This window comes from Rhodocyclaceae bacterium, from assembly GCA_020248265.1.
Taxonomy (GTDB): Bacteria; Pseudomonadota; Gammaproteobacteria; order Burkholderiales; family CAIKXV01; genus CAIKXV01.
Genome location: JADCHX010000019.1, coordinates 54,067 through 67,295, shown reverse-complemented (window position 1 = coordinate 67,295; position 13,229 = coordinate 54,067). Strand labels below are relative to the sequence as shown.

Sequence of the window (13,229 nt, the reverse complement as noted above, 5' to 3'; positions counted from 1 at the left end):
CCGTACGGCGCCCGGGCCCACGCCCGCCTGCCGGCGGCAACGGCTGCAGCCGTCACGCCGGACCCCTCCGGCACCCCGGCGCGGCCGATGCCGTGCCCGCTTTCCGAACCTACACCGTACTGATCGATACCCGATGCGCCACATCATCTCCATCCTGCTCGAGAACGAACCCGGCGCGCTGTCGCGGGTATCGGGTCTGTTCTCTGCCCGCGGTTACAACATCGAGTCGCTGACCGTCGCACCGACCGAAGATGCGACGCTGTCCCGGATGACGATCGTCACCAACGGTTCTGAAGAGATCGTCGAACAGATCACGAAGCAGCTGAACAAGCTGATCGAGGTGGTGAAGGTCGTCGACCTGTCCGACGGCGCGCACATCGAGCGCGAACTGATGCTCGTGAAGGTGCGCGCGGCCGGCAAGGACCGCGAGGAAATGAAGCGCATGGCCGACATCTTCCGCGGCCGCATCATCGATGTCACCGACAAGTCGTACACGATCGAACTGACCGGCGAGGGATCGAAACTCGATGCCTTCCTTCAGGCGGTCGAACCGGGGCTGATCCTCGAGACCGTCCGCACCGGTGCCTCCGGCATCGGCCGCGGGGAGCGGGTGCTCAAGGTCTGACCGCCGGGCCGGCCGGTGCCCGGGATACACCGGTTCCACTGCCGGGCGCGCCGCGCCCGGTGCACTTGCACTATTCACAACACAACGCATCGCGGAGACTGGGCATGAACATCTTTTACGACAAGGACGCCGACCTTTCCCTGATCAAGGGACGCAACGTCACCATCCTCGGCTACGGCTCGCAGGGCCATGCCCATGCGAACAACCTGAAGGATTCCGGCGTGAAGGTCACCGTCGGCCTGCGCAAGGGCGGCTCGTCCTGGGAAAAGGCGAAGGCCGCCGGCATCACCGTCAAGGAAGTGGACGACGCGGTCAAGGGTGCCGACCTCGTGATGATGCTGCTGCCGGACGAGCACCAGGCGCAGGTCTACAGGGACTCGGTCGAGCCGAACATCAAGAAGGGCGCGACGCTGGCCTTCGCGCACGGCTTCAACGTGCACTTCCAGCAGATCCTTCCCAAGCCGGAAATCGACGTGATCATGATCGCGCCGAAGGGTCCGGGCCACCTCGTGCGTTCGACCTACACCCAGGGCGGTGGCGTGCCCGCGCTGATCGCGATCGCCCAGGACGCCAGCGGCAAGGCACGCGATGTTGCGCTGTCCTATGCCGCCGCGATCGGCGCCGCCCGTGCCGGCGTGATCGAGACGACGTTCAAGGAAGAGACCGAGACCGACCTGTTCGGCGAGCAGGCCGTGCTGTGCGGCGGCGCGACCGCGCTGGTGCAGGCGGGCTACGAGACGCTGGTCGAGGCCGGCTATGCGCCCGAGATGGCGTACTTCGAATGCCTGCACGAACTGAAGCTGATCGTCGACCTGATGTACGAGGGCGGTATCGCGAACATGCGCTACTCGATCTCGAACACCGCCGAGTACGGCGACTTCACGCGTGGTCCGCGCATCATCACCGAGCAGACCAAGGTCGAGATGAAGAAGATCCTGAACGAGATCCAGACCGGTCAGTTCGCCAAGGAATTCATCCTCGAGAACCGCGCCGATGCTCCGACGCTGAAGGCGATGCGCCGCATCGGCCAGGCACACTCGATCGAGACTGTCGGTGCCAAGCTGCGCGGCATGATGCCCTGGATCAAGGCCAACCAGCTGGTCGACCGGTCGCGCAACTGATGACCCCGTACCCGCATCCCATCCTGGCGCGCGAGGGCTGGCCCTTCATCGCGCTGGCGGTGGGTGCGGCCCTCGTGGCCGCCGTGTTCGCGGGGCCCTGGTGGTCGCTTCCGCTGTGGCTCGTCGCGGTTTTCGTGGTGCAGTTCTTCCGCGATCCGGCGCGCGGCTTCGAGGCTGCGGGCAATGCGGTGATTTCCCCGGCCGACGGGCGGATCGTCGTGGTCGAGAAGGCCCGCGATCCCTACCTCGAGCGCGACGCGCTCAAGGTGTCGGTATTCATGAACGTGTTCAACGTCCATTCCAACCGGGTGCCGGTCGATGGCGAGGTGCGCGAGGTGCGCTACTTTCCGGGCCGGTTCTTCAATGCGGCGATCGACAAGGCTTCGATCGAGAACGAGCGCAATGCGATGGTGATCGTCATGGCCGACGGCACGCCGATCACCTGCGTGCAGATCGCCGGGCTGGTCGCCCGGCGCATCCTCTGCTATGCCCGGCCGGGTGACCGGGTCGAGCGCGGGCAGCGCTTCGGCTTCATCCGTTTCGGTTCGCGCGTCGATCTCTACCTGCCGCTCGATGCCATCCCGCGTGCGTCGCTGGGCGACGTGGTGCATGCCGGGCACACCGTGCTGGCCGAACTCAGTCCATCGGCGGCCGCCGCCGCGCAGGGGCAGTCCCGGTGATCCGCCACGATCCGCACAGGGTGGCGAAGATCGAGGGCCGCCGGCGCGGCATCTACTGGCTGCCCAACGCATTTACCACCGCTGCGCTGTTCGCGGGATTCTTCGCGATCGTGCAGGCGATGAACGGCCGGTTCGAGGTGGCTGCGGCGGCGATCTTCATCGCCGGCATCCTCGATGGGCTGGATGGTCGGGTCGCGCGCTGGACGCGCACGCAGAGCGCATTCGGGGCCGAGTACGATTCCCTGTCCGACATGGTGTCGTTCGGTGTCGCCCCGGCGCTGGTGGTCTACGTCTGGGCGCTGAAGGACTTCTCCCAGCTCGGCGAGGTCGGCAGCAAGTCGCAGTGGATGGTGAGCCGGCTGGGCTGGGTCGCCGCGTTCATCTACTGCGCATGCGCCGCGCTGCGGCTGGCCCGGTTCAACACGCAACTGGACATCGCCGACAAGCGCTACTTCACCGGCCTGCCCAGTCCGGCTGCTGCCAGCCTCGTTGCGAGCCTGGTCTGGGCTTTCAGCCTCTACCAGGTACAGGGCGGCGACGTGATGTGGCTGGCCTGGATCGTCACGGTGTTCGCCGGCTTCTCGATGGTCAGCAACTTCCGCTTCTACAGTGGGAAGGACATCAACCTGCGTAAGGTGGTGTCGTTCCGGGTGATCGTGGGCACGGCGATCGGCGTCGGGTTGCTGAGCTTCGTCGCCGATACCCTGGCCGAACTCCTGCTCGCGGTGTCGGTGCTCTACGCGCTGTCCGGGTACGCGATGGCGTTGGCCGACCGTTTGCGCAGACCCCCCGCCCGCGCGGCGGCACCAGTGATCGGTGGGGGTGCAGGCGAGCCGGCCGCTTCCGATCCGGTCGCGGCGGCGGACCCATCCGACGAGTCCAGGCGCTGACCGGCGCATGGGCCGTCCCCGTCGGGCGGGCAGTGCTTGCGCTCGGGCGCGCCAGGTCCTAGACTTCGGCCATGTCCTCGGTAACCCAACGCGTCGTGATCTTTGCCCTGCTGACCAGCACCCTACTCGCCAGCTGGCTGCTGCGCCCCGCGCGCTAGCCTTCCACGACCCCTGTTGCGTTACCCCGCGCCGGCTCATGACCTGAAGCCGGCGATCGAAGCCACGAACCGCATATCCTGCGGCAAGGAGACATCATGAGCAGCGACCGCCTCATCATTTTCGACACGACCATGCGCGATGGCGAGCAGAGCCCCGGCGCAACCATGACCCGGGAAGAGAAGCTGCGCATCGCTCGTCAGCTGGAGCGGATGCGGGTCGACGTGATGGAAGCGGGGTTTCCGGCTGCCAGCAATGGCGACTTCGAGGCGGTGCATTCGGTCGCGTCCATCATCCGCGATTCCACGGTCTGTGGCCTGTCGCGGGCGAATGAGGCCGACATCCGCCGCTGCGCCGAGGCGATCGCACCGGCGCCGCGCAAGCGCATCCATACCTTCCTCGCCACCTCGCGCATCCACATGGAGAAGAAACTCCGCATGGAACCGTCGCAGGTGCTCGAGACGGCCGTCAACGCGGTGAAGTTCGCGCGCGGGTTCACCGATGACGTCGAGTTCTCGCCCGAGGATGCCGGCCGGTCCGACATCGATTTCCTCTGCCGCGTGCTCGAGGCGGTGATCAAGGCCGGGGCGACCACGCTCAACATTCCCGATACCGTCGGCTACACGATGCCTGAGCAGTACGGTGCGCTGATCCGCACGCTGCGCGAGCGGGTGCCGGGGGCAGACAAGGTGATCTGGTCGACCCACTGCCACAACGACCTCGGGCTGGCGGCGGCCAATTCGCTCGCCGGCGTGATGAACGGCGCGCGCCAGGTCGAGTGCACGATCAACGGGCTGGGCGAGCGCGCCGGCAATGCCGCACTCGAGGAGATCGTGATGGCGGTGCGTACCCGCCAGGATTTCTTCAGCTGCGACACCAACATCGATACGACCCAGATCGTCCCGGCCAGCCGGCTCGTCTCGGGCATCACCGGCTTCGCGGTGCAGCCGAACAAGGCCGTGGTCGGCGCCAATGCGTTTGCGCACGAGTCGGGCATCCACCAGGACGGCGTTCTGAAGAACCGCGAGACCTACGAGATCATGCGCGCACAGGATGTCGGCTGGAACGCGAACCGTATCGTGCTCGGCAAGCTGTCGGGGCGCAACGCGTTCCGTACCCGGCTGCAGGAACTCGGCGTGGTGGTCGAGTCCGAGGAAATGCTCAATGCCGCCTTCGCCCGCTTCAAGGAGCTTGCCGATCGCAAGCACGAGATCTTCGACGAAGACCTGCAGGCGCTGATGTCCGACCAGACGGTGACGCCCCAGGACGAGCACTACAAGCTGGCGTCGATGAGCGCGCATTCCGAGACCGGCGAGCCGCCGCGCGCGCGGGTCACGCTCTCGATCGGCGGCAGCGAGAAGAGCGCCGACACCACCGGCAGCGGCCCTGTCGATGCCGCCTTCAAGGCGGTCGAGGCGCTCGTGCACAGCGGTGCCGATCTGCAGCTGTACTCGGTGAACAGCATCACCCAGGGTACCGAGTCGCAGGGCGAGGTCACCGTCCGGCTGCACCAGGCGGGACGCATCGTCAACGGCGTCGGTGCCGATACCGACATCGTCGTGGCCTCGGTGAAGGCCTACCTGAACGCGCTCAACCGGCTGCAAGCCAACATCGCGCGGACCCGTCCGCAGGGCTGATGCCGGATTCCGCCGGCGCGCTGGCCAGGGCGGGGACCGCCGGGGTCAGCCCCGGCGGTGTGCGTCGCGCGCGTAGTAGGCTGCAGCGACGATGAAGACGATGGCGAGCGCGGCCTGGCTCCAGCCGGCCACGGCGCTCGCGCCGCCGTCGGCGTAGCCGCGCATCACGCCCTCGACGAAGTACACCAGGACCAGCATCGGGGCCCACTGGTAGGTATAGCGCCTGCCGCGCAGGATGCCGAACAGCGGCAGCAGCAGCGGCAGTGCCTTGTAGGCGAGCAGCCCTGGTCCGCCGGGTCCGGGTGCGATGAAAAGCTCCCATGAGAGCGCCAGCGCGATCAGCGCCAGCAGGCTGCCGATCGACGTCCAGTGCAGCAGCAGCACCCTGCCGGCGCCCACCGGCGCGACCGGGGTCATCGCGCAAGCCGCAGCGAGACTTCGGCCAGCCGTCGGCCGAGCGCGATGCACAGCGCCTTCTCGTCGCTGCTGACCGGCAGGTCTGACTGCGCGCCGGCGAGATGGCTCGCGCCATAGGGCGTGCCGCCGGTGCGGGTCGAAGACAGCTCAGGTTCGCTGTAGGGGATGCCGACCAGCAGCATCCCGTGGTGGAGCAGTGGCAGCATCATCGTCAGCAGCGTCGATTCCTGGCCACCGTGCTGGCTGCTGGTCGACGTGAACACGGCTGCCGGCTTGCCGGCGAGGGCGCCGCGTGCCCAGAGCCCGCCGGTGCCGTCGAGGAAATGCTTCATCGGCGCCGCCATGTTCCCGAAACGCGTGGGCGAGCCCAGCGCGAGGCCCGCGCACTGGTCGAGGTCGGCCAGTTCGACGTAGGGCGCGCCAGAGTCCGGTACCGGTGGCGCGGCGGTTTCCGTGATGGTCGCCACCGGCGGGACGGTACGCAGGCGGGCGACCGCGCCCGGCACCTGGCCGATGCCGCGCGCGACCAGTTGCGCCATCTCGCGCACGGCACCCGTGCGGCTGTAGTACAGGACTAGGATTTCGGTCATCGACACGGATCTTTCAGTACATCCGGAAAGACCCGATTATAGGAACGCGCGCCCGGCATGCGCGGGAACGGCGACAATAGGCTCTGATGTCGATGGTCCCGGGCGCTGCCGCCTGTCCGACCGTGATCCCGGGCCCCATCTCCATTCCCGTCCTCATCCCGTTCCCATCCCCTCGACGATCGGCGCCCGAGCGCCGACCTGCTGCCGCCTTGTCCGCCAATCGATTACCGGATTCCCTCGGCCGCCCGCTCGCCGACTGCTGGCAGGTCGTCCTGCTCGCGATGGCGCGGTTCCGCGAGGCGCGCTGCGTCGACGCGGCATCCAACCTGGCGTTCACGACCCTGATCGCGATCGTGCCGCTGCTGGCCATCGGCTTCGCGATCGTCAGCGTGTTCCCGGTGTTCGGCGAATTCACCGAGCAGTTGCGAGCGTTCGCCACCGGCACGTTGCTGCCCGAGGCGGCAGACCGGGTGGTCAGCGTCTACATCAGCGAGTTCGCCGCGAACGCGGCACGGGTGTCGGCGATCGGCCTGATCGTGCTGGTCGTGACGGCGATGGTGCTGGTGCTGACGATCGAGAGCGCCTTCCATGACATCTGGCGCACCGGCAACGTCGGACGCCGGGCGCCGCGGCTGGCGGTGTACGGCATGCTGGTGACGGTCGGACCGATGCTGATCGGCGCCGGGCTCTGGCTCACCTCGCTGCTCGTGTCGTGGTCGATGGGCTGGTTCAGTTACCTCGACGAACTCGTCCTGATCGCGCTGGGCCTGGTGCCGTTCGCGCTCACCATCGTCGCTTTCGGGCTGCTCTACCGCGCGCTGCCCAACCAGCCGGTGCGCTTCGGCGATGCCGCCATCGGTGGACTGGTCGCGGGTGTGCTGTTCGAACTGACCAAGCGCGCGTTCGGATTCTACGTCACGCACATCGGTGGATACCACGCGATCTACGGGGCGTTCGCCACGGTACCGATCTTCCTGATGTGGGTCTATCTGTCCTGGCTGGTGGTGCTGATGGGCGCGGTCCTGGTCGCGGTGATGCCGGCGATGCGCGCGAACCTGGCCGATCAGCGCGGGCGCGGCGGCGGCGGGGGCTGATCGGCGCGCGCCTGCAACTCCGGCGAGCCGGCGGCCAGCCGGGTCGCCGCGCGGGCATCGAACTTCCAGTGGTTGATCCAAGCCCTTACCACCAGGTTCGGATAATCGGGCTTGCCGAGGCTGCCGTTGTAGCGGCCGAGCGCGCGGAACAGGTTGCCCTGTTCGATGTCGACATAGTGCCGGAGGATCACGCATCCGTAGCGCAGGTTGGTGCGCAGGTGGAACAGGTTGTGGTCTTTCTGGCCGATCGTATCGACCCAGAAGGGCATCACCTGCATGAAACCGCGTGCGCCCGCGCTCGACACCGCGTACTTCCGGAACGCACTCTCGACCTGGATCAGGCCCAGCACCAGCTGCGCATCCAGCCCGGCGCGCGTGGCCTCGTAGTGCAGCGTCATCAGGAACTCGTTGCGAAGCTGCACATCGGGCATGCGGCGCTCCAGCCGGCGTCCCATGTCGGCCAGCCACAGCTTCGCCTCGCCATCGGTGTCGAACGCATGGAACGATACGACCTGGTCGCTGATCGCGCGCGACAGCGAAGCCCGAACCGTCGCCTGCAGCGGCTCGTAGAGCTGCGCACCGGCCAGAGCGCCGCCGGCCGGCAGCAGTCCGGCTGCGGCAGAGGCCGTGGCGAGCCCGGCCACCCGGGTGGAAAAGCCCGGCAGGGCACGCAGCAGGCGACGCCGCGCGGCGTTCACCGGCCGAGCTTTCCGGCGATCAGGGCGACGGCACCTTCGATCGGGATCATCGAGGGCTGACTGTCGCGGCGGCCCTTGTACTCGCATTCACCCTTTGCCAGCCCGCGCTCGCCGATCACGATCCGGTGCGGCACGCCGATCAGCTCCATGTCGGCGAACATCGCGCCGGGGCGCTCGTCGCGGTCATCGAGCAGCACGTCGATGCCAGCCGCCTGCAGTGCCGCGTAGAGCGACTCGGCGGCCGTGCGCACCGCCTCGCTCTTGTGCAGTCCGATCGGTGCGATGGCGACCTGGAACGGTGCGATCGCCGCCGGGAACACGATGCCGCGCTCGTCGAAGCCCTGTTCGATGGCGGCACCGACGATGCGCGACACGCCGATACCGTAGCAGCCCATTTCCATCGGCTTCGGCTGGCCCGCCTCGTCGATGAACTCGACCTTCATCGCCTGCGAGTAGCGGGTGCGCAGCTGGAAGATGTGGCCGACCTCGATGCCGCGGCACAGCTCGAGCGTGCCGGCACCGTCCGGGCTCGGATCGCCCTCGACCACGTTGCGCAGGTCGTGCACCGAAGCCGTGTCCGGCAGGTCGCGGCCGAAGTTGGTGCCGGTCAGGTGGAAGCCTGCCTCGTTCGCGCCGCAGGCAAAGTCCGCCAGCACCGCCACGCTGCGGTCGGCATGCACCGGGATCGAGGCATCGATGCCGACCGGGCCGATGTAGCCGGGTTCGCAGCCGAGGGCGGCGACGATCTCGCCGTCGCTGGCGAAGCGGAAGTCGGCGAAGCCCGGCAGCTTGCCCGCCTTCACTTCGTTCAGCTTGTGGTCCCCGCGCAGCAGAAGCAACTGGAAGCGGCCATCGGCGACGACCGCGATCGACTTCACCATCCGTTGGATCGGCAGCGACAGGCTTGCAGCCACCGCTTCGCAGGTCTTGAGGCCGGGCGTGGCGACTTTCTGCATCGCTGCGGCCGCAGCGGGGCGGGTGGTGGCCGGTGCCAGCGCTTCGGCCAGTTCGACGTTTGCCGCATAGGCCGACGCCGGGCAGTACGCGATGCCGTCCTCGCCGGAATCGGCCAGGACGTGGAATTCGTGGGACCCGGTACCGCCGATCTGTCCGGTGTCGGCCGCCACCGCACGGAACTTCAGGCCGAGGCGTTCGAAGATCCGGCTGTAGGCCTGGTACATCGCGTCGTAGGTGCGCTGCAGGCAGGCCGCATCGGCGTGGAACGAGTACGCGTCCTTCATCAGGAACTCGCGCGCGCGCATCACGCCGAAGCGCGGACGGATCTCGTCGCGGAACTTGGTCTGTATCTGGTACAGGTTGACCGGCAGCTGCCGGTAACTCTTGATGTCGCGGCGCACCGTGTCGGAGATCACTTCCTCGTGCGTGGGCCCGAAGCAGTAGTCGCGCTGGTGCCGGTCGCGGATGCGCAGCAGTTCCGGACCGTACTTCTGCCAGCGTCCGGATTCCTGCCAGAGTTCCGCCGGCTGCACGGCAGGCATCAGCAGCTCGACCGCGCCGGCTGCGTCCATCTCCTCGCGCACGATGCGCTCGACCTTGCGCAGCACCCGCAGGCCGAGCGGCATCCACGTGTACAGCCCGCGTGCGAGCGACTTGATCAGCCCTGCGCGCAGCATCAGCTTGTGGCTGACGAGTTCGGCCTCGCTCGGGGCCTCCTTGAGCGTGGCAAGATAGAAACCTGAGGTGCGCATGGGTCGGGTGGCAATCCGTGGTCGAAGGTGGAACGGTGCGGCCGTGAATTGTCCCGGCCGTGCAAGCCCCCTGATTTTACGGGTGTTCCGTCGTGCCGTTGGCGTGCCGTGCCGATCCTTTCGGCGATCGTCGAGTGTTCGGGGAGGTGCAGTGGACTGGTGGCGTGACCGGGCGGGACGCAGAGCCGGCGGGACGGACGCGGTACGTTACCGCGACGAGGCAGGCGTGCGGCGGCTGTACCTTGGCGGCAGCGAGACCATCCAGAGCGCGATGCGCCTGTCGGACCCGGTACGCCTCGAACTCGCGTACACCCGGGCCATGCTGTGCAGCCTGCTGTTGCGGCCCGATCCGAAGCGCGCACTGCTGCTCGGACTGGGCGGCGGGTCACTCGCCAAGTACATCCATCATCGGCTGCCCGGATGCAGACTGCAGGCCGTCGATGCGAATCCCGACGTGATTGCGGTGGCCCGGTCGCATTTCGCACTGCCGCCGGACGATGAGCGGCTCACCGTGACGCTCGGGGATGCGGTGGCCTGCCTGGCCAGCGGCGTCGCCGGTGCGGTCGACCTGCTGCTGGTCGATGTGTACGACGAGCATCGGCAGGTAGCCGCCTGTGCGACCGCGGATTTCTTCGCTGCCACTGCAGCAGCCCTCAGCCGGGAGGGTGTGTGTGCGGTGAATCTCTGGAGCAACGCGCCGGAGTATCCGGTCTATCGTGACCGTTTCCTCGACGCTTTTTCCGGGCGGGTGCTGCTGCTGCCGGTCGCGCGGCCGGGCAACATGATCGCCTTCGGGTTCGCAACGGCTGACGGCGACTGGCGCTGGCAGCACCTGCGCGACCGCGCCCGCCGGCTCGAGCAGGTGTACGGACTGGAATTCGGCACTTTCGTCGAAGCCCTTCGCCAGGCCAACCCCTACAGCGAGAATCGCCTGCTGATCTGAGTATCGCTTTGCCGCAAGGGCAGCTACCCACAACGCAAGAAATGTGAAAAAATTCCGTCACGTCCGTAAAGTTCTCACGTGACGCCGGATCCGGGGGCATGCGGTGATCGATCGCGATGGCTATCGCCTGAATGTGGGCATCATCCTGAGCAACACCCGCAACCAGGTGTTCTGGGGCAAGCGCGTGCGCGAGGACGCCTGGCAGTTCCCGCAAGGCGGCATGAAGCGCGGCGAGACGCCGGAACAGGCCATGTACCGCGAACTCGAGGAAGAGGTCGGCCTGCAGTCGTGCCATGTGCGCATCCTCGGCCGTACCCGCGAGTGGCTGCGCTACGACGTGCCCGAGCAATGGACCCGGCGCGATTCGCGCGGTCTCTACCGTGGCCAGAAACAGATCTGGTTCCTGTTGCGGCTGACCGGGCGCGACTGCGACGTGCGCCTGCGCGCCAACGAACGGCCTGAATTCGACGCATGGCGGTGGAGCGACTACTGGATCCCGGTCGAATCGGTCGTCGAATTCAAGCGCGAGGTCTACCACAACGCGCTGGCGGAACTCGCGCGATACCTTCCGCGCACGGGTGCGCGATCGGCGGGTCTGCGTCCGGATGCGGGCCTGAACCCTGCCGAGATCGATGCCCAGCGTCCGATCGCGCTGGCTGACGCCGGGCAGGACCAGACCCGGGCAGCCTGAACGCGTCCTGGGCCTGCGTGCGCCGGGCTCGCGGCGGGGGCGGCCCAGTCGATGCATCGCGGAGCATGCCGCAGCCTACAATCGTAGACCTTGCCCCGCCCGAGACTCCAGATGCGCATCGATTCGCCAGTCCCCGTCCTGCTTGTCCGTTGTTCCTCGCGCCTGTGTGCCGGCATGCTGCCGGCCGTGATGATCGCCGCAGCCCTTCTGGCGACGGGGTGTGGTACCGCAGGGCCTGGCGTTGCCCCCGCGGTCCCGCCGGCCGCCAGCGACGCGAAGCAGGCGTCCGTCGACGGCAGGCCGCAGGTGCTGCTGCCGGGCGCGGGCGACAATGGCGGGGACCTTGCGATCGCGCTGCCGGCCTGGCCGGAAGAGCGTGACCTGATCCTGCTGCAGCAGGGGGTTCGCGCGGACCTCCGGTTCTGGGTCGACCAGCGTTCGCTCGAACTCGTTGCGGGGGGGGAAGTCCGCTACACGTTCGTGGCACGCAGCGCCAGCGGCGCGCGGTCGGTCACCTTCGAAGCCATGCGCTGCGGATCCCGGGAGCGCATCATCCTGGCAACCGGCAGCGTCGATGGTCGATGGGTGCCGGTGCGCGCGCCAGGCTGGAATCCGATCGATCGCCAGGACCCGACGGGCATGCGCGAGGTCCTGCACAGGGATATCTTCTGCCCGGCCAGGCTGCCGGTGGCCTCGTTGCAGGAACTGCGCTCGGCGCTGAAGGCGGGCATCCACCCGCGCGCCGTGAGGGATTAGTCGGGCGCTGCGCGCCGTCGCCCGCGCGCGTCTACCGCCGTGCCGTCACCACCAGGTTGTCGCGATGGATCAGTTCGGGCTCGACCACGTAGCCGAGCCGTACCTCGATGTCGCCGGAACGCACGCCGAGGATGCGCGCGACCTCTGAAGACGGATAGTTGGCAAGCCCACGCGCGATTTCGGTGCCGTCCGGGCCTATGCAGCGTACGAGTTCGCCCCGGTCGAAGTCGCCGCTGACCGCGGTGGCGCCGATGGACAACAGGCTCTTGCCTTCGACCAGCAGTGCGCGCACCGCACCGGCATCGACGGTGACCTGCCCGCGCACCTGCAACTGGTCGGCAAGCCATTGCTTGCGCGCGGCCATCGGGGCGGTGTCGGGCACCAGCAGCGTACCGATCGCCTCGCCTTCAGCCAGCCGCACCAGTACTTCCGGCTCCTCGCCACTGGCCACGATGGTGTAGGCACCGCTGCGCGCCGCCCGCTTCGCGGCGAGCACCTTGGTCAGCATGCCGCCGCGCGCGATTGCGCTGCCGACGCCGCCGGCGATCGACTCCAGGTGCGGATCGCCAGCCCTTGCCGTGGCGAGCAGGGTTGCCGAGGGATCCAGCCTCGGGTCGCCGGTGAAGATGCCGGTCTGGTCGGTCAGTATCACCAGTGCCTCGGCCTCGATGAGGTTGGTGACCAGGGATGCCAGCGTGTCGTTGTCGCCGAGCTTGATCTCCTCGGTGGTGACCGTATCGTTCTCGTTGATGATCGGGATCACGCCCAGACCGAGCAGGGTGACCAGCGTGCTGCGTGCGTTGAGGTAGCGGCGGCGGTCGGCAAGGTCTTCGTGGGTGAGCAGGATCTGCGACGTCAGCAGGCCGTGTTCACGGAAGCAGCTTTCGTAGACCTGGGCGAGCCCCATCTGGCCGACCGCCGCAGCCGCCTGCAGTTCGTGCAGCGCGCTCGGCCGCTTCGACCAGCCCAGCCGCTGCATGCCTTCGGCGATCGCACCGCTGGACACCAGCACGATCTCGCGTCCGCCGGCGCGCAGGCGTGCGATCTGCGACGCCCAGCGCGCGAGTGCCTCGCGGTCGAGGCCCTGGCCGCGGTTCGTGACCAGGCTGCTGCCGACCTTGACGACGATGCGACGGGCGCTGCTGAACGCCGGCAGCGCCGTGCTGTCCGGCGTGGTACTGGCGGTGGCGGCGGCGTTCGCTGTGGTCATGGCTTGCAGGGG

General features: G+C 67.9%; 14 protein-coding genes. 9 read left to right on the top strand and 5 right to left on the bottom strand.

The features are described 5' to 3' along the window. Nucleotides 1–133: 133 nt before the first annotated feature. The 5 genes from ilvN to ING98_16370 all read left to right on the top strand — a co-directional run bounded on the left by ilvN (nucleotide 134) and on the right by ING98_16370 (nucleotide 5,109). Nucleotides 134–625 (top strand): acetolactate synthase small subunit, encoded by a 492-nt coding sequence (ilvN, locus tag ING98_16390; GenBank protein MCA3103446.1) that lies wholly within the window; start codon nucleotides 134–136, stop codon nucleotides 623–625. A gap of 104 nt (nucleotides 626–729) precedes the next feature. Next, the gene (ilvC, locus tag ING98_16385) at nucleotides 730–1,746 is read left to right on the top strand and encodes a ketol-acid reductoisomerase (GenBank protein ID MCA3103445.1); all 1,017 of its coding nucleotides are present in this window, start codon (nucleotides 730–732) and stop codon (nucleotides 1,744–1,746) included. After that, on the top strand, nucleotides 1,746–2,426 hold the full coding sequence (locus ING98_16380) for a phosphatidylserine decarboxylase (GenBank protein ID MCA3103444.1): 681 nt from the start codon (nucleotides 1,746–1,748) through the stop codon (nucleotides 2,424–2,426). The genes ilvC and ING98_16380 overlap by 1 nt, the downstream gene beginning before the upstream one ends. Next, complete coding sequence (locus tag ING98_16375; protein MCA3103443.1) at nucleotides 2,423–3,316, top strand: phosphatidylcholine/phosphatidylserine synthase; 894 nt, start codon at nucleotides 2,423–2,425, stop codon at nucleotides 3,314–3,316. Before ING98_16380 ends, ING98_16375 begins: the two co-directional genes overlap by 4 nt. Before the next feature lie 254 nt (nucleotides 3,317–3,570). Continuing rightward, complete coding sequence (locus ING98_16370; GenBank protein MCA3103442.1) at nucleotides 3,571–5,109, top strand: 2-isopropylmalate synthase; 1,539 nt, start codon at nucleotides 3,571–3,573, stop codon at nucleotides 5,107–5,109. A gap of 45 nt (nucleotides 5,110–5,154) precedes the next feature. Here ING98_16370 and ING98_16365 read toward each other — a convergent pair whose 3' ends face one another. Then, complete coding sequence (locus ING98_16365; protein MCA3103441.1) at nucleotides 5,155–5,526, bottom strand: DUF2069 domain-containing protein; 372 nt, start codon at nucleotides 5,524–5,526, stop codon at nucleotides 5,155–5,157. Further along, the gene (gene wrbA / locus ING98_16360; GenBank protein ID MCA3103440.1) at nucleotides 5,523–6,116 is read right to left on the bottom strand and encodes an NAD(P)H:quinone oxidoreductase; all 594 of its coding nucleotides are present in this window, start codon (nucleotides 6,114–6,116) and stop codon (nucleotides 5,523–5,525) included. The genes ING98_16365 and wrbA overlap by 4 nt, the downstream gene beginning before the upstream one ends. A gap of 209 nt (nucleotides 6,117–6,325) precedes the next feature. Between wrbA and ING98_16355 the strand changes: the two genes are divergently transcribed. Further along, nucleotides 6,326–7,210 (top strand): YihY family inner membrane protein, encoded by an 885-nt coding sequence (locus ING98_16355; GenBank protein ID MCA3103439.1) that lies wholly within the window; start codon nucleotides 6,326–6,328, stop codon nucleotides 7,208–7,210. Here ING98_16355 and ING98_16350 read toward each other — a convergent pair. Both ING98_16350 and ING98_16345 read right to left on the bottom strand, forming a co-directional pair. Next, the gene (locus ING98_16350; GenBank protein MCA3103438.1) at nucleotides 7,180–7,995 is read right to left on the bottom strand and encodes a lytic transglycosylase domain-containing protein; all 816 of its coding nucleotides are present in this window, start codon (nucleotides 7,993–7,995) and stop codon (nucleotides 7,180–7,182) included. The genes ING98_16355 and ING98_16350 overlap by 31 nt on opposite strands. Then, nucleotides 7,905–9,617, bottom strand: a complete 1,713-nt coding sequence (locus ING98_16345) for a proline--tRNA ligase (protein ID MCA3103437.1) — start codon at nucleotides 9,615–9,617, stop codon at nucleotides 7,905–7,907. The genes ING98_16350 and ING98_16345 overlap by 91 nt, the downstream gene beginning before the upstream one ends. 226 nt (nucleotides 9,618–9,843) lie before the next feature. Between ING98_16345 and ING98_16340 the strand changes: the two genes are divergently transcribed. From ING98_16340 to ING98_16330, 3 genes are all read left to right on the top strand, one after another. Then, nucleotides 9,844–10,560 carry a spermidine synthase gene (locus ING98_16340; protein ID MCA3103436.1) on the top strand — a complete coding sequence of 239 codons (717 nt, stop codon included), beginning with the start codon at nucleotides 9,844–9,846 and terminating at the stop codon, nucleotides 10,558–10,560. Between the two features lie 103 nt (nucleotides 10,561–10,663). Further along, nucleotides 10,664–11,251 carry an RNA pyrophosphohydrolase gene (locus tag ING98_16335; protein ID MCA3103435.1) on the top strand — a complete coding sequence of 196 codons (588 nt, stop codon included), beginning with the start codon at nucleotides 10,664–10,666 and terminating at the stop codon, nucleotides 11,249–11,251. Nucleotides 11,252–11,425: 174 nt separating this feature from the next. Continuing rightward, a complete protein-coding gene (locus ING98_16330; GenBank protein ID MCA3103434.1) occupies nucleotides 11,426–12,007 on the top strand; it encodes a hypothetical protein in 582 nt (193 codons plus the stop codon). 31 nt (nucleotides 12,008–12,038) lie between these two features. Here the strand turns inward: ING98_16330 and ING98_16325 are convergent, their stop codons facing one another. After that, on the bottom strand, nucleotides 12,039–13,217 hold the full coding sequence (locus ING98_16325) for a glutamate 5-kinase (protein ID MCA3103433.1): 1,179 nt from the start codon (nucleotides 13,215–13,217) through the stop codon (nucleotides 12,039–12,041). Nucleotides 13,218–13,229 lie beyond the last annotated feature (12 nt).

Excerpts from the sequence above, each read along its gene's own strand:
- ING98_16380 (MCA3103444.1), top strand. The coding sequence starts at position 1,746 with ATGACCCCGTACCCGCATCCCATCCTGGCGCGCGAGGGCTGGCCCTTC.
- ING98_16345 (MCA3103437.1), bottom strand. The coding sequence starts at position 9,617 with ATGCGCACCTCAGGTTTCTATCTTGCCACGCTCAAGGAGGCCCCGAGC.
- ING98_16330 (MCA3103434.1), top strand. The coding sequence starts at position 11,426 with ATGCTGCCGGCCGTGATGATCGCCGCAGCCCTTCTGGCGACGGGGTGT.
- ilvN (MCA3103446.1), top strand. The coding sequence starts at position 134 with ATGCGCCACATCATCTCCATCCTGCTCGAGAACGAACCCGGCGCGCTG.
- ING98_16370 (MCA3103442.1), top strand. The coding sequence starts at position 3,571 with ATGAGCAGCGACCGCCTCATCATTTTCGACACGACCATGCGCGATGGC.
- ilvC (MCA3103445.1), top strand. The coding sequence starts at position 730 with ATGAACATCTTTTACGACAAGGACGCCGACCTTTCCCTGATCAAGGGA.
- ING98_16365 (MCA3103441.1), bottom strand. The coding sequence starts at position 5,526 with ATGACCCCGGTCGCGCCGGTGGGCGCCGGCAGGGTGCTGCTGCTGCAC.
- ING98_16350 (MCA3103438.1), bottom strand. The coding sequence starts at position 7,995 with ATGCGAGTACAAGGGCCGCCGCGACAGTCAGCCCTCGATGATCCCGAT.
- ING98_16325 (MCA3103433.1), bottom strand. The coding sequence starts at position 13,217 with ATGACCACAGCGAACGCCGCCGCCACCGCCAGTACCACGCCGGACAGC.
- wrbA (MCA3103440.1), bottom strand. The coding sequence starts at position 6,116 with ATGACCGAAATCCTAGTCCTGTACTACAGCCGCACGGGTGCCGTGCGC.